The sequence below is a fragment of the Streptomyces sp. NBC_00193 genome, assembly GCF_026342735.1.
Classification (GTDB): domain Bacteria; phylum Actinomycetota; class Actinomycetes; order Streptomycetales; family Streptomycetaceae; genus Streptomyces; species Streptomyces stoeckheimensis.
Genome location: NZ_JAPEMM010000001.1, coordinates 5,705,828 through 5,719,533, shown reverse-complemented (window position 1 = coordinate 5,719,533; position 13,706 = coordinate 5,705,828). Strand labels below are relative to the sequence as shown.

Genomic DNA, 13,706 nt, shown 5'->3' with positions numbered 1-13,706 from the left:
CCGGGGGTGGCCGTGGCTCCCCGCACGCACTCCCACTATCGTTACCGGCCATGTGGCCAGGACAGCAGCAGCCGCCCGGGGGCGAACCCAACCCCGCGGACGCGCATCAGAACCCGTACCAGCAGCAGCCGGGAACGCCGAACCCGTACCAGCAGCAGCCGCCGACGGCGGCGTACGGGGAGCAGCAGCAGCCCGGCTACGGGTACCCGCAGCAGCCCCCCGCTCCCCAGGGCTGGGGCCAGCAGCCCCCGACCGTTCCCGTACCCCAGTGGGGCGGCACTCCGCCGCCCCCGCCCCCGCGCGGCGGGAGCCCGTTCTCGACCAGGACCGTGGCCATCGTGGCGGCCTCGGCCGTCGTCGTGGCGGCGGCCGCCACCGGGGCGTTCGTCCTGACCCGGGACGACGACACCTCCAACCAGGCGGACGACAAGCCGAGCGCCTCCTCCTCCGCCGCGGCCTCCTCTCCCGCGCCCGCCCCTGCGAGCCCGAGCGCCAACCCGCGCGGCGGCGCCGAGACCAAGCCGGTGATCCCCGGCTGGAAGGTCGTCCTCAACCCGAAGTACGGCACCGCCTTCGACGTCCCGCCGGACTGGGAGGTCAAGTCCTCGGGCCTGTCCATCGGCTTCGACGACCACAACTCGAGCAGCGACAAGCCCCTGGTCATGATGGGGGCGCCCGCCATCCTCAAGGAGGACTGGTGCAAGGTCGACGCCAACAAGGACGGCAAGGAGGAGTCGACCGAGCTGGCGAGCACCGGAACCAAGGGCGGCATGGGTGCGAAGGGCACCGCCGAAGCCGCGTACAACGAGGCGGGCAACTGGGCCTTCGCCGCGTACGCGCAGAAGGCGCCGAAGGGCACCACCAAGGTGACCGAGGCGAAGGAGTACACGACCTCCTCCGGGCTCAAGGGCCACATGGCGACCGCGACCGTCAGCGGCCTGCCCAAGGAGAACAAGTGCTCCACGGACGGGAAGTCCGTGGCCTTCAGCTTCCTGACCACCAACGGTGACCTCTCCACCTGGGTCCTCTACGGCGCCGCCGGCGTCCCGGGCGAAGTGAGCAAGGAGACCTACGAGAAGATCCTGAGCAGCGTCCGCCTCCAAGCGAGCTGATCCTCCACCGCCCTGCCTCCCGGGCCGGAAATCCGTTTGGATTCCCGGCCCGGGACCGGGATAGTCCGGAGGTGAGCTCTTCCCCCGCCTCCTCCCCCGGTCCCGTCAGCCCGGCTTCCTCCCGCCGCGGCTCCCCCCGCAGGCCCGAGTGGGCCGGCCGCAACTACACCCTGCTGACGGGTGCCGCGGTCATCACGAACCTCGGGAGCCACGGAGCGCTCATCGCGACCGCCTTCGCGGTCGTCCAGGCAGGCGGCTCCGCCGGCGACGTCGGCCTGGTGGCCGCCGCCCGTACGCTGCCGCTCGTCCTCTTCCTGCTCATCGGCGGAGCGGTCGCCGACCGGATCCCCCGCCACCACGTCATGGTCGCGGCCAATGCCCTCAACTGCGTCTCGCAGGCCGTCTTCGCCTTCCTGGTCCTGACCGGCGATCCGCAACTGTGGCAGATGATGCTGCTCACGGCGCTGTGCGGCACCGGTACGGCCTTCTTCAACCCGGCCGCCGAGGGCATGCTCATGGCCAGCGTCTCCGGCCCGCACGCCAACCGCGCCTTCGCCCTCTTCCGGATGGCGATGAACGGCGCCGGCGTCGGCGGAGCGGCCCTCGGCGGAGCCATGGTCGCCCTGCTGGGCCCCGGCTGGGTGCTCGCCGTGGACGCGGCCGCCTTCGCCGCCGCCGGAGCCCTACGGGCCTTCCTGGATGTCGGCCACATCGCCGAACGCGCGCCCGGCGGCGGCCTGCTGACCGATCTGCGCGAGGGCTGGGTGGAGTTCAGGAGCCGCCCCTGGCTGTGGAGCATCGTGCTCCAGTTCTCCGTCGTCGTGGCCGTGGTCGGCGCAGCCGAAGCGGTCTACGGGCCCCTGGTCGCGCTGGAGCGCCTGGGCGGGGCGGCTCCGTGGGGCGTGGCCCTGGCCTTCTTCGGCCTCGGCACCATCGGCGGGGCCGTCCTGATGATGGTCTGGAAACCGCGCCGCCTGCTGCTGGCCGGCACCCTGTGCGTGTTCCCGCTGGCGCTGCCCTCCGCGGGGCTGGCGGTGCCGCTGCCGGTGTGGGGGCTGTGCCTGGTGATGTTCGTGAGCGGAGCGGCCATCGAGGTGTTCGGCGTGAGCTGGATGACGACGATGCACCAGGAGATCCCGGAGGAGATGTTCTCCCGCGTCTCCGCCTACGACTGGTTCGGCTCGCTCTCGATGCTGCCGCTGGCCACGGCGGTGGCCGGCCCGGTCGAATCCGCGATCGGCCGCACCTCCGCCCTCTGGGGCTGCGCGGCCCTGGTGGTCGTGGTGACGGCCGCCGTCCTCCTGGTCCCGGACGTCCGCCACATGACCCGCAAACCGTCCGCCACCATCGGCCCCGACACCGACTCCGGCAGCAACGCCGGCGCCCCCGACCTGGCGAAGCCGAGTCCGGCCGACCCCAGCCCCGCCGACCCCAGCCCCGCCGCCGTCTGAGGCGCGGGGGCCGGCGGCCGGCGGCCGGGGCGGGCCCCCTCAGCCGAGGCTGAACGCCCCCTCCGGCGGCTCGGGCGAAGCCACCGCATCGGCGTCGGACACCGGCCGGGCCCCCCGCATCAGCCGCGCGAGAGCCGCCCCCGCCTCCACCCGCGCGGGAAACACGTCACCCGCGCACACCCGCGAGAGCTCCGCCACCGGCAGCTCCCGCTCCGAGGCCAGCAGCACCGCGTTCCCGAACCGCCGCCCCCGCAGCACCCCCGGCTCCGCGATCAGCGCCAACTCCCCGAAGGCCGCCCCGAAGTTCGCGAGCTGCCCGCGCAGAAAACCGAACGGCGCCCCGTCGGCGAGGTTGGCCACGTACACCCCGCCGGGCCGCAGTACCCGCGCCACCTCCCGGGCGTACTCCACCGAGGCCAGCGAAGCGGGCACCCGGGATCCCCCGAAGACGTCCCCCACCACCACGTCCGCGCTCGCGTCCGGCGCCGCGGCCAGCCAGGCCCGCGCGTCGGCCACGTGCACCGTGATGCCGCTCCCGGCCGCGACCGGCAGGAACTCCCCGACCAGCGCGACGAGCCCGGCGTCGAACTCCACCACGTCCTGCCGCGACCCGGGCCGGCCCGCCGCCGCGTACCGCGGCAGGGTCAGCGCGCCGCCGCCCAGGTGCAGCAGGTCCAGCGCGGCCCCCGGCTCGCCCACGCAGTCCAGGACGTGCGCGAGGCGGCGTACGTACTCGAACTCCAGGTGCTCCGGGTCGTCGAGGTCCACGTACGACTGCGGCGCCCCGTCCACGGTGAGCAGCCAGGCCCGCTCGCGGTCGATGTCCGGCATCAGTTTGGCGGTGCCCTGGGCCACGTCCCGGATCACCGGGATCTGTTCGTCACTCACCGCACCATTGTCAGGCCCCCGGAGCCGCCCACACCTCGCGCGCCTGCTCCACGTGCTCCGCGGCCTGCTCCAGCCCCGCCCGCGCGGCGGGATCCCGGCGCGCGGGGTCCAGTACGTTGCGTCCGAAGACCTTGCGGGCCTGCGACGACGGGGTGATCAGCAGCACCTTCGCCCCGGCCTCCCGCAGTCGCGCGGCCTGCGCCGCGGGCGAGGGGATCAGCCCGGCGCCCGTGGCCATCGGCGCGAGGATCACCACGCGCCCGTAGCCGGAGGCGAGGTCGGCGTTGGTGGCGGAGCGGACCCCGCCGTCGACGAACCGGCGTCCCGCGACCGTCACGGGCGGCCACACCCCGGGGACGGCGCAGCTCGCCGAGACGGCGTCGACCAGCCCGGCCTCGCTCCCGCGCTCGAAGGCGGCGAGTTCGCCGGTCAGCGCGTCCACCGCCGTGACGACGAGGCGCCGCTCGGGCCAGTCGTGCGACACCAGCCGGGCTTCGAGCACCTTGCGGCGCACGCCCTCCGGCTCCGTATCGGCGGCGAGGGCGAAGGCGCCGATCCGGCGCCGGTAGGACTTCGCGTCGCGGGAGCGGACCATCGCGACGGCGTACCGCCCGATCAGGGAAGCCCCCAGCTTCGCGGGGAGTTCCCCGCCGGGGTCGCCGAGCTGGCGCTCGTACAGCTCCTGCGGGGTGAGCAGTCCGGAGGTGAGCTGCGCGCCGACGACGGAGCCGGCCGAGGTCCCGACGACGAGGTCGGCGCCGGTCAGGTCGACGCCCGCGCGGGCGAGCCCGTAGAGCATCCCGGCCTCCCAGCCGACGCCGGTCAGCCCGCCGCCGCCGAGCACCAGGGCCGTCCCCTTGCCTTCGCCGCTGCCCCTGTCCTTGCCTATGCCTTCGCTCACGCTGCCGTCGTTCACGAACCGCTTCCTCCCCGCATGCCTGTGGTGACGGCAGTCTGGCGCAAGCCGACCACCGCCACCACAGCGGGTACCGCCGGGCCGCTACCGGCCCGCTACCCGACCTCGGTCACCGTCCCGGCCCCGACGGTGCGCCCGCCCTCGCGGATCGCGAAGCCGAGCCCGTCCTCCAGCGGGACGTCCCGCCCGAGCTCGACGGTCATGGTGACCGTGTCGCCCGGCCGCGCGGCGCCCGCCTCGCCCAGGTCCACGTTCCCCACCACGTCGGCGGTGCGGATGTAGAACTGGGGCCGGTAGCCGGTCGCCACCGGTGTGGTCCGCCCGCCCTCGCGGGCGGACAGCAGGTACACCCGCGCCGTGAAGCGGCGCCTCGGTACGACGCTGCCGGGCGCGGCCACCACGTCGCCGCGGCGCACCGCGTCGCGGGGCACCCCGCGCAGCAGCAGCGCGACGTTGTCCCCGGCCTCGGCGGACTCCATCGGCTTCCCGAAGGTCTCCACTCCGGTGACCACGGACTCCACGGCCTCGCCCTCGCCCGCGCCGCCGAGCAGGGCGACGCGGTCGCCCATGGCCACGGTGCCGCGCTCGACGGCGCCGGTGACGACGGTGCCGCGGCCGGTGATGGTGAGGACGTTCTCCACCGGCATCAGGAACGGCGCGTCGGTGTACCGCACTGGCGTGGGCACGTACGTGTCCACGGCGTCGAGCAGGGCCTCGATGGACGAGGTCCACTGCGGGTCGCCGTCCAGCGCCCCGAGCCCGGAGACCCGTACGACGGGGGCTCCCTCCCCGCCGTAGCCGTGCGCGGTGAGCAGCTCGCGGACCTCCAGCTCGACCAGGTCGGTGAGCTCCGGGTCCCCGGCGTCGGCCTTGTTCAGCGCGACGACGATGTGGTCGACACCCACCTGCCGGGCGAGCAGGACGTGCTCGGCGGTTTGCGGCATGACCCCGTCGAGGGCGGAGACGACGAGGATCGCCCCGTCGAGCTGGGCCGCACCGGTGACCATGTTCTTGATGTAGTCGGCGTGGCCCGGCATGTCCACGTGGGCGTAGTGCCGGGTGTCGGTCTCGTACTCGACGTGCGTGAGGTTGATGGTGATGCCGCGCCGGGCCTCCTCGGGGGCCCGGTCGATCCGGTCGAACGGCACGAAGGAGGCGCCGCCGCGCTCGGCGAGGACCTTGGTGATGGCGGCGGTCAGCGTCGTCTTGCCGTGGTCGACGTGACCCATGGTGCCGATGTTGAGGTGCGGCTTGGTGCGCACGAAGGCCGTCTTGGCCATGATGTCTTCCCGTGTGATTCCGAAGCTGAGAACTCGAATGACGGGACCCCCTGAGCGAACCGACCCTCCCCCTGTGGGGTCCGCCGGACGATCCGGGAAGGGTCAGCTTCGGGCGCCGCCGAATGCGGGTGCGCCTGCGGCGAGCTGTGCGGGGACGGCAGCCTTCGGCGCGTCCGCGACTGCGGACGGCGCTTCGGGGAAGGTCTGCCTGGACATGCGGTCGATCCTGCCGGAGCGGGCGCGGCGGGGCCAGTGAATTACGGGGCCCCGCCGATGTTCTTCAGCGCCTCACGCACGGAGAGCGGGGACAGCGACTCCCGCTCGGCGGTGACGAAGGCGCGTACGGCGGCGGGGTCGGTCTTGGCGTACTCGCGCAGGCACCAGCCGATGGCCTTGCGGACGAAGAAGTCGGGGTGCCGGCTCTGGCGGCGGCAGTAAGCGAAGAGCCGGTCGGTGTCGGTCGCGGACTTGTAGCGGAGCTGGTGGAGCAGGGCGGTGCGGGCCACCCACAGGTCCTCGTCCCCGATCCACTCGTCCATGACGGCGGCGAGCGCCGGGTCCGCCGCCACGAGGGGCCCGACCGTGTGCGCGGCGAGCAGGTCGACGGTGTCCCACCAGGGGACGGTCACGATCAGGTGCCGGACCACGGGCAGGAAGCCGGAGGAGCAGCGGGAGACGTGCCGGCGCAGGTAGTCGACGGCGAAGTAGCGGTACTCACGCTCCGGAAGCTCCCAGCAGCGCAGCGCGAGGGCCGCGCAGTCCGCTTCGGACGGTTTCGGGGTGTCCTTGGTCACGGCCCGGGACAGCTCGCGGCGCAGCGGGGTGGGGATGCCGAGGAAGGGCGAGACGTCCTTCATGTACGCGGCCATGGGCCCGGCCCGCCCTGCGTCGGCGGCGGCGCCGTAGGTCTCCGTGAGCCGCGGCATCAACAGGTCGGCCAGGCCGCTGTGCGGAACCTGTGGAGGCCGGCTGTCGTTCGACTGCATGAGGCCCAGATTACGGCGCTCGGACAGGGGGGTCGGTTAGTCTCCCGGAATGTCCCTCCTCCTCGCGCCGTGGACGCGGCTCTCGCTGCTCGTCGTGCTGCTCCTGGCGGCCGGCGTCTGCGTCGTGCTGTTCGAGCCCCAGCGCCTGCTCTCGGAGGGCTGGCCCCCGGGGCTCCCGGTGGGCACCGCCGTCCTGCTCTTCGCCGCGGCGTACGGGGTGTGCACGGCCGCCCTGGTGCCGCGCCCGCTGCTGAACCTGGCCTCGGGGGCCCTCTTCGGCTCCCAGTTCGGCCTGGTCGCCGCGGTCGGCGGCTCGGTCGTCGGCGCGGGGATCTCCTTCGGTCTCGGCCGGATGATGGGGCGTGACGCCCTGCGTCCGCTGATCCGCGGCCGTTGGCTGCAGGCGGCCGACGACCAGCTGGCCCGGCACGGCTTCCGCTCGATGCTCGCGGTGCGGATCCTCCCCGGCCTGCCCTTCGCCGTGGCCAACTACGCCGCCGCGCTGTCCCGCTGCGGCTGGCTCCCCTTCCTCCTCGCCACCGCGATCGGCGTGGTCCCGAACACCGCCGCGTACGTGATCGCGGGGGCCAGCGCCTCCTCCCCGACCTCCCCCGCGTTCCTCGCCTCGTTCGGATTCATCGCCCTCTCCGCGGTGGGTGCGGCGGTCGTCGCCTGGCGCAAGCGGCACCGGCTGGCGCCCGTCCGGAGGCCCGAGCGGCCCGTGTCCGCGCGGGAACTGACGGCCGTACACCCCCCTGTGGTCACGGCCGCACCTCACGGGCCCTAGCATCGGACGCGAACTGCCCGACGATCACAAGGACGAGCGCACCCCGACATGAGCTGGTTCGAATCCCTAATCCTCGGTCTCGTCCAGGGGCTTACGGAGTTCCTCCCGATCTCCTCCAGCGCCCACCTGCGGCTGACCGCGGCGTTCGCCGGCTGGCACGATCCGGGAGCGGCCTTCACCGCCATCACACAGATCGGCACCGAAGCCGCCGTACTGATCTACTTCCGCAAGGACATCGCGAAGATCATCTCCACGTGGTTCCGCTCGCTGTACACGAAGGCGCTGCGCTCCGAGCAGGAAGCCAAGATGGGCTGGCTGGTGATCGTCGGCTCGATCCCGATCGGTGTCCTCGGCCTCGCCTTCAAGGACCAGATCGAGGGCCCGTTCCGCGATCTGCGGCTCATCGCCACCACCCTCATCGTGATGGGCATCGTGCTCGGCGTCGCCGACCGGCTGGCCGCGCGCGACGAGGAGGGCGGCCGGCACCGCGCCATCCGTGAGCGCAAGACCCTGAAGGAACTGGGCGTCAAGGACGGCCTCATCTTCGGTCTCTGCCAGGCGATGGCCCTGATCCCGGGTGTGTCCCGGTCGGGCGCCACGCTCTCCGGCGGTCTGCTGCTGGGCTTCACCCGCGAGGCCGCGGCCCGTTACTCCTTCCTCCTCGCCATCCCGGCCGTGCTGGCCTCGGGCCTGTTCGAGATCAAGGACGTGATGGAGGACCCCGGGCACATCGAATGGCCTCAGACGATCTTCGCCACGGTCATCGCCTTCATCGTCGGCTACGTGGTCATCGCGTGGTTCATGAAGTTCATCTCCAGCAAGAGCTTCATGCCCTTCGTGATCTACCGGGTCCTGCTCGGCATCCTGCTGTTCGTGCTGATCGGCATGGGTGTGCTCAGCCCCCACGCCGGCGAGTCGGCCGGCTAGTACGGCCGCGCTCACCGCTTCGCGTGAATCGGAGGCCGCCCGGGAACGTTCCCGGGCGGCCTCCGCGTCGTTGTGGAGGGAGAGACCTGAAGACGAACAGCAGGGGGTGTCCCATGGGTCGAGTGGTGTTGGAGCGGTTTCCGGCCGGAAGTCCGAGGGGGAGTTGGCCGGCCGAGGAGTACGCGGCGCAGCGGATGCGCGAGGGCGTGCCCGCGGAGGTGGTCATGGATCTGGCGAGCGACGCCTACCTCGTGGTGGTCCGTCCCCGGGAGGCGCGTTCCGGTCACTGATCCGGTGCCGGGGCATCCGGGCCGCGCACGCCCCTTGGCCTTCGCGGCCCGCACCCCCACACTGACCCGATGACGCAGCGTGTGGACCTTGCGGGCGTGATGGACCGACTGGCGATCGACGAGCTGGTCACGGGATACGCCATCGCCGTGGACGACGGGGACTGGGACGCGTACCGCGCCCTGTTCGCCCCGGGCGGGCGGGCCGACTACGCCTCGGCCGGCGGGATCGAAGGGCCGGCCGGGGAGGTCGCGGACTGGCTCTCGGAGACGATGAAGCTGTTCCCGGTGCGCCAGCACCTGATCGTGAACCGGCTGATCCGGATCGCGGACCTGGGCGGCTCCCCCGGTGACACGGCGGAGGTCCGGGCCGACTTCCTCAATCCCATGCGGCTCGCCGGGGAGGAGTCCGACGACGGCGGGCCCCCCGTGACCGCGCCCAACTTCGTCGCGGCGGGCCGCTACACCTTCGCCGTCACCCGTACCGCCCGGTCCGGCTGGCGGCTCTCGCGGGTCACCGTCCACGAGAAGTGGCGGCACATGTCGTTCTGATGGTTCGGCGGTCAGGGCTGTTCCACACTGGAAGCGGAGGCCCTTCATGATGCTGATGGTCTCGGCGGTCCCGAAGCGGGTTCCGGGGTGGCGTGCGGCGGCGGCGGTCACCTCGGGGGCCCTGCCCTGCCTCGCCTTCCCCGCCCCCGCGCTGTGGTGGTTCGCCTACGTCGCCCTGGTGCCCTGGATCCTGCTGCTGAGGTCGGCCCCCACCGGCCGGCGCGCCGCCCTGGAGGGCTGGCTCGGCGGCGCCGGCTTCGTCTTCGCCGTCCACCACTGGCTGTTGCCCAGCCTGCACGTGTTCCTGTTCGTGCTGGCGGCGCTGCTGGGCCTGCTCTGGATCCCCTGGGCGCTGCTGGTGCGGGAGTTGCTGGGCGGGCGGCCCGGCGGGGTCCGGGCGGGCGCCGCGCTGGTCCTCGTGCCCGCGGGCTGGCTGCTGTCGGAGCTGGCCCGGTCCTGGCAGGGGCTGGGCGGGCCGTGGGGGCTGCTCGGCGCCAGTCAGTGGCAGGTGGCGCCCGCGCTGCGGCTCGCTTCGGTGGGCGGGGTCTGGCTGGTCGGCCTGCTGGTCGTGGCGGTGAACTGTGCGGTGGCGCTGCTGATCACGGCGCCGGGGGCGCGGGGTGCGGCGCTGGCCGGGGTGACGGGCTGCGCGGTGCTGACGGGGGTGGTGTGGCTGTGGGCGCCCCGCCCGGAGGTCTCCGGGGTGCTGCGCGTGGCCGTCGTACAGCCGGGTCCGGTCGAGGACGGTCCGGACAGCGCGGAACGGCGGTTCGCCGTCGGGGAGCAGCTGACCGAAGCCCTGGCCGGGCAGCCGCCTACCGGGCCCTCGGCCGGGCAGCCGCCCACGGAGACCTCGGCAGGGCTCCGCCCGGACCTCGTGGTGTGGGGGGAGAGCAGTGTCGGCGAGGACCTGACGGCCCGCCCGGACCTGGCCCGGCGGCTCGCCGCCCTGTCGGCGCGGGTAGGGGCTCCGCTGCTGGTCAACGTGGATGCGCGGGCCGCCGACCGGCCGGGGATCCGCAAATCGGCGGTGCTCGTCGGTCCCGCGGGCCCCACCGGTGACCGGTACGACAAGATGCGCCTGGTCCCCTTCGGGGAGTACGTGCCGGCCCGCGAGCTGCTGGGCTGGGCCACCTCGGTCGGCAAGGCGGCGGACGAGAACCGGGTCCCGGGCGACGGGCCGGTCCTGATGGACCTGCCCGGCCGGGCGGACGTCCGCCTCGGCCCGCTGGTCTGCTTCGAGTCGGCGTTCCCCGACATGAGCCGCCGCCTGGTCCGCGACGGGGCCGCCGTGCTGATCGACCAGTCGGCCACGTCCACCTTCCAGGACGGCTGGGCCCCGGCCCAGCACGCCTCGCTGTCCGCGCTGCGGGCGGCGGAGACGGGCCGGCCCGAGGTGCACGCCGCCCTGACCGGGGTCAGCGCGGTGCACGGGCCGTCCGGCGAGCGGATCGGTTCGGCGCTGTCCACCTCGGCGCGGACGGCGCGGGTGTACGAGGTCCCGCTCGCCCGGGGCACGACCCTCTACGTCCGCTTCGGGGACTGGGCGGTGGGCGCGGCGCTGGCCGCCCTGGCCGCGTACTGCACGGTCGCGGGCGCCCGCTCCGTACGGCTCCGGCGGCCCCTGGGGCGGCCCCTCGGGGCGCCGCCCGCCGATCCGGCCGGGGCGCCCCTCGGGGAGTCGCTCAGGACGCCTGGTCCAGAGCCGAGCGCACGACCCGCTCGCACAGTTCGTGGGTCAGCAGCGCGTCGCGCGCGCTGAGGGTCGTGCCCGCGGCGACGGCCTCCAGGAAGGAGTCGACGACCTGCTCGATGCCGCGCTGGCGGGCCACCGACACCCAGTCCCCGCGCCGCCGGACGGTGGGCTGACCCTTGTGGTCGATGACCTCCGCGAGGTTGACGACCTGGCGCTTGGTGTCCTGCCCGGAGACCTCCAGCACCTCCTCCGTGGAACCGGAGAGCCGGTTCATGATGCCGAGCGCGGTGAAGCCCGTACCCGACAGCTGGAGCACCACCTGGCTCATCAAACCGTCCCGCACCACGGCCCGTACGTCGACCTGGTCGGCCTCGCCGGGCAGCAGGAAGCGCAGCGTGTCGACGACGTGGATGAAGTCGTCCAGGACGAAGGTCCGTACGTCCTCGGGCAGGCCGACCCGGTTCTTCTGCATGACGATCAGGTCGCGCGCGTGGTCGGCGCACTGCGCGTAGCCGGGCGCGTGGCGGCGGTTGAAGCCGACGGCGAGGGAGACCCCGCGTTCCTCGGCCAGTTCGACCAGGCGGCGCGATTCCGCGAGCTCGTAGGCGATCGGCTTGTCGACGTAGGTCGGCACGCCCGCTTCCAGGAGCCGCTCCACGATCTCCGGGTGGACGGCCGTCGGGGCGTGCACGAAGGCCGCGTCGAGCTTCTGCGCGAGCAGCGAGTCCAGGTCGGTGTGCAGGCGTTCGGCCGGGACCCGGTGCTGGGCGCCGACCCGTTCGAGGGTGGCCGGGGTCCGGGTCTGCAGGTGCAGTTCGAGCCCCGGGCGGGTGGTCAGGACGGGCAGGTACGCCTTCTGCGCGATGTCGCCGAGTCCGATACAGCCGACCTTCACCGGGACCTCCAGGTTCGTTCCTTGTGTGAGTACGCAGCCTAATCGGTGGTGACCGGGGAAGGGTTCGACCAGGATGGGGCCCATGACGATCAGTGACGGATCCCATCGTTCCGAACCCTCCACCACGGCCGACGAGCGCGAGATGCTCGACGGCTGGCTCGACTACCACCGCTCCACGCTGGCCTGGAAGTGCGAGGGTCTGTCCGACGCGCAGCTGCGCACCACCCCGTTGCTGCCGTCCGGACTGAGCCTGATGGGGCTGGTGCGCCACATGGCCGAGGTGGAGCGGTACTGGTTCCGGGAGATCATGCTGGACGAGGAGCTGCCCGACCTGTACTGGAGCAGCGAGAACCCGGACGGGGACTTCCACTTCGCCGACGGGGACACCTGGGCCGCGGCCGAGCAGGTGTGGCAGACCGAGATCGAGCTGGCCCGGCAGGCCGTGGCCGGCCGCTCCCTGGACCTCGCGTCCAAGCCCGAGAGCCACCGCCGGGGCGAGGTGTTCAGCCTGCGCTGGGTCTACACCCACATGATCGAGGAGTACGCGCGCCACAACGGCCACGCCGACCTGCTGCGCGAGCACCTCGACGGCGCCACGGGCGAGTAGCCGTCACCCGTGCGGGGTGAATATCGGCTCCGGGTTTTCGCAACGGGGTCTTCGCACAGCAGAGTTGTGTGAGTGCATCCAACCCGAACCACGACAAAACTGCTGCTCGGCGTCGCCTGTGCGGTCTCGGCCGTCTCCGGCTGCGTGAACGTGACCCCGCCCCCCGTGCAGCCGGCGCCCGCCCCCGGCACCCCGGGCGCACCGCCCCGGCACGAGCCCCGCGGCGGGCCGGGGGCCGCGCCGGTGGTCGTCCGGGCACCCGCCCTGGAGGCGCTGGAGGCCGTGGAGGCGCTACCGGGACGGCCGGCCGGGCCGGCGCCCTCCACGTCCGGGCGGGCCGCCGTCCCGCGGGCCGGGGGGCCCGCCGCGGAGGCGGCCGGGAACGGGCGGGCCGCAGGCCGCGGAGCCCCGGCGGCCGCCGCGCCGGTCCCGGACATCCCGGAGCCCCGGCAGCACGGCGGGCAGCGGGACCACGCCGACGGGCGTCCCGGCGGGCAGCACCCCGGGCGGCCCCGGTCCGAGGGCGCCGAGGTGCCGCGGGAGCTGGTGCGGGAGCTGCCGGTGCGGCCGGCCGACGTGTGCGCGCTGGGCCGCCGGCACGGGCGCTGGCATCCGGACAGCCCGGAGGCCCGTATCTGCGCGGGCGTCCAGGGCGGCTGACGGCGCGGCCCCCGGTCCGGCGCTCGGCCCCGGTCCGGCGCCCGGTCCCCGCCCGGTGCCCCCGGTCCTGCTCCCCGGGGGCCCGGCTCCGCTACTGGTTCTGTTCCGGGAACGGCCGGGGCTCCTCCGCCGGTTCCTCCGCGAGCCGCCGCTCCAGCCGGGCGATGGCGGCCCGTACGCCGTTCCCGTACCCGTCGTCGGCCAGGGCCCCGGTGGCGGCGCGGGCCCGCGACAGGTGGATCCTGGCCGCCTCGGGGCGCCGTAGCTTCACGTAGTCGGCGGCCAGGCTCAGGTGCAGCGACGGGTAGAAGACCCGCACGGCCGAGGGCGGACCGGGACCGTCGGAGTCGGCGTGCGCGGCGGCCAGGGCCCGCAGGTCCCAGGCCAGCTCCTCGGCGGGGTCGTCCTGCGCGTCGGCGAGGTAGTGCGCGAGGGTGCAGCGGTGCAGGGAGTCGCCCTCCGCGGCGATCTCCGACCAGATCTCGCCGAGCCGGTTGCGGGCCTCCTCGCGGTCGCCGGCGTGCAGCAGGATGGCCGCTTGGCCGATCCTGGTCATGACGGCGTCCTCCGACGCCTCCTGCTGCTCCGTCAACGCGGCCTCCGGCTCGTTCCCGTCAGACCTGCTCCGGTCTGATCATCAAGACGCTAGCCGGAGGCACCTG

General features: G+C 73.7%; 15 protein-coding genes. 9 read left to right on the top strand and 6 right to left on the bottom strand.

The annotated features are described in order from the left end of the window. Positions 1-50: 50 nt before the first annotated feature. Positions 51-1,112: a hypothetical protein gene (locus OG898_RS25615; protein ID WP_266959446.1), complete on the top strand. Its 1,062-nt coding sequence runs from the start codon at positions 51-53 to the stop codon at positions 1,110-1,112. A gap of 71 nt (positions 1,113-1,183) precedes the next feature. Beyond that, the gene (locus OG898_RS25610) at positions 1,184-2,563 is read left to right on the top strand and encodes an MFS transporter (protein WP_250740215.1); all 1,380 of its coding nucleotides are present in this window, start codon (positions 1,184-1,186) and stop codon (positions 2,561-2,563) included. Between the two features lie 39 nt (positions 2,564-2,602). On the opposite strand, the gene OG898_RS25605 is transcribed toward OG898_RS25610, so the two are convergent. From OG898_RS25605 to OG898_RS25590, 4 genes are all read right to left on the bottom strand, one after another. Further along, a complete protein-coding gene (locus OG898_RS25605; RefSeq protein WP_250740240.1) occupies positions 2,603-3,394 on the bottom strand; it encodes a spermidine synthase in 792 nt (263 codons plus the stop codon). Positions 3,395-3,461: 67 nt separating this feature from the next. Further along, on the bottom strand, positions 3,462-4,367 hold the full coding sequence (locus OG898_RS25600) for a patatin-like phospholipase family protein (protein ID WP_250740216.1): 906 nt from the start codon (positions 4,365-4,367) through the stop codon (positions 3,462-3,464). 95 nt (positions 4,368-4,462) lie between these two features. Further along, positions 4,463-5,647: an elongation factor Tu gene (tuf, locus tag OG898_RS25595; protein WP_266959443.1), complete on the bottom strand. Its 1,185-nt coding sequence runs from the start codon at positions 5,645-5,647 to the stop codon at positions 4,463-4,465. 257 nt (positions 5,648-5,904) lie between these two features. Beyond that, the gene (locus OG898_RS25590) at positions 5,905-6,633 is read right to left on the bottom strand and encodes a DNA alkylation repair protein (protein WP_250740218.1); all 729 of its coding nucleotides are present in this window, start codon (positions 6,631-6,633) and stop codon (positions 5,905-5,907) included. A gap of 49 nt (positions 6,634-6,682) precedes the next feature. Between OG898_RS25590 and OG898_RS25585 the strand changes: the two genes are divergently transcribed. The 5 genes from OG898_RS25585 to lnt all read left to right on the top strand — a co-directional run bounded on the left by OG898_RS25585 (position 6,683) and on the right by lnt (position 10,948). After that, a complete protein-coding gene (locus OG898_RS25585; RefSeq protein ID WP_266959441.1) occupies positions 6,683-7,420 on the top strand; it encodes a TVP38/TMEM64 family protein in 738 nt (245 codons plus the stop codon). A gap of 48 nt (positions 7,421-7,468) precedes the next feature. Continuing rightward, a complete protein-coding gene (locus OG898_RS25580; RefSeq protein WP_266959439.1) occupies positions 7,469-8,347 on the top strand; it encodes an undecaprenyl-diphosphate phosphatase in 879 nt (292 codons plus the stop codon). 113 nt (positions 8,348-8,460) lie between these two features. Further along, positions 8,461-8,637 carry a hypothetical protein gene (locus OG898_RS25575; RefSeq protein WP_243339660.1) on the top strand — a complete coding sequence of 59 codons (177 nt, stop codon included), beginning with the start codon at positions 8,461-8,463 and terminating at the stop codon, positions 8,635-8,637. A 69-nt stretch (positions 8,638-8,706) separates the two neighbouring features. Then, on the top strand, positions 8,707-9,186 hold the full coding sequence (locus tag OG898_RS25570; RefSeq protein ID WP_250740221.1) for a nuclear transport factor 2 family protein: 480 nt from the start codon (positions 8,707-8,709) through the stop codon (positions 9,184-9,186). 46 nt (positions 9,187-9,232) lie between these two features. Then, the gene (lnt, locus tag OG898_RS25565; protein WP_266959437.1) at positions 9,233-10,948 is read left to right on the top strand and encodes an apolipoprotein N-acyltransferase; all 1,716 of its coding nucleotides are present in this window, start codon (positions 9,233-9,235) and stop codon (positions 10,946-10,948) included. Here lnt and OG898_RS25560 read toward each other — a convergent pair. Then, complete coding sequence (locus OG898_RS25560) at positions 10,872-11,777, bottom strand: Gfo/Idh/MocA family protein (RefSeq protein ID WP_250740223.1); 906 nt, start codon at positions 11,775-11,777, stop codon at positions 10,872-10,874. The genes lnt and OG898_RS25560 overlap by 77 nt on opposite strands. Before the next feature lie 82 nt (positions 11,778-11,859). On the opposite strand from OG898_RS25560, the gene OG898_RS25555 reads away from it, so the two are divergent. Further along, a complete protein-coding gene (locus OG898_RS25555; RefSeq protein ID WP_250740224.1) occupies positions 11,860-12,384 on the top strand; it encodes a DinB family protein in 525 nt (174 codons plus the stop codon). A gap of 72 nt (positions 12,385-12,456) precedes the next feature. After that, on the top strand, positions 12,457-13,044 hold the full coding sequence (locus OG898_RS25550; RefSeq protein ID WP_266959434.1) for a hypothetical protein: 588 nt from the start codon (positions 12,457-12,459) through the stop codon (positions 13,042-13,044). Between the two features lie 91 nt (positions 13,045-13,135). Here the strand turns inward: OG898_RS25550 and OG898_RS25545 are convergent, their stop codons facing one another. Beyond that, positions 13,136-13,636 carry a hypothetical protein gene (locus OG898_RS25545; RefSeq protein ID WP_250745256.1) on the bottom strand — a complete coding sequence of 167 codons (501 nt, stop codon included), beginning with the start codon at positions 13,634-13,636 and terminating at the stop codon, positions 13,136-13,138. Between the last annotated feature and the right edge of the window lie 70 nt (positions 13,637-13,706).

Bases quoted from the DNA above. Each gene is read 5' to 3' on its own strand.
- OG898_RS25615 (WP_266959446.1), top strand. From the start codon at position 51: ATGTGGCCAGGACAGCAGCAGCCGCCCGGGGGCGAACCCAACCCCGCG.
- OG898_RS25605 (WP_250740240.1), bottom strand. From the start codon at position 3,394: ATGCCGGACATCGACCGCGAGCGGGCCTGGCTGCTCACCGTGGACGGG.
- tuf (WP_266959443.1), bottom strand. From the start codon at position 5,647: ATGGCCAAGACGGCCTTCGTGCGCACCAAGCCGCACCTCAACATCGGC.
- OG898_RS25590 (WP_250740218.1), bottom strand. From the start codon at position 6,633: ATGCAGTCGAACGACAGCCGGCCTCCACAGGTTCCGCACAGCGGCCTG.
- OG898_RS25585 (WP_266959441.1), top strand. From the start codon at position 6,683: ATGTCCCTCCTCCTCGCGCCGTGGACGCGGCTCTCGCTGCTCGTCGTG.
- OG898_RS25580 (WP_266959439.1), top strand. From the start codon at position 7,469: ATGAGCTGGTTCGAATCCCTAATCCTCGGTCTCGTCCAGGGGCTTACG.
- OG898_RS25575 (WP_243339660.1), top strand. From the start codon at position 8,461: ATGGGTCGAGTGGTGTTGGAGCGGTTTCCGGCCGGAAGTCCGAGGGGG.
- OG898_RS25570 (WP_250740221.1), top strand. From the start codon at position 8,707: ATGACGCAGCGTGTGGACCTTGCGGGCGTGATGGACCGACTGGCGATC.
- lnt (WP_266959437.1), top strand. From the start codon at position 9,233: ATGATGCTGATGGTCTCGGCGGTCCCGAAGCGGGTTCCGGGGTGGCGT.
- OG898_RS25555 (WP_250740224.1), top strand. From the start codon at position 11,860: ATGACGATCAGTGACGGATCCCATCGTTCCGAACCCTCCACCACGGCC.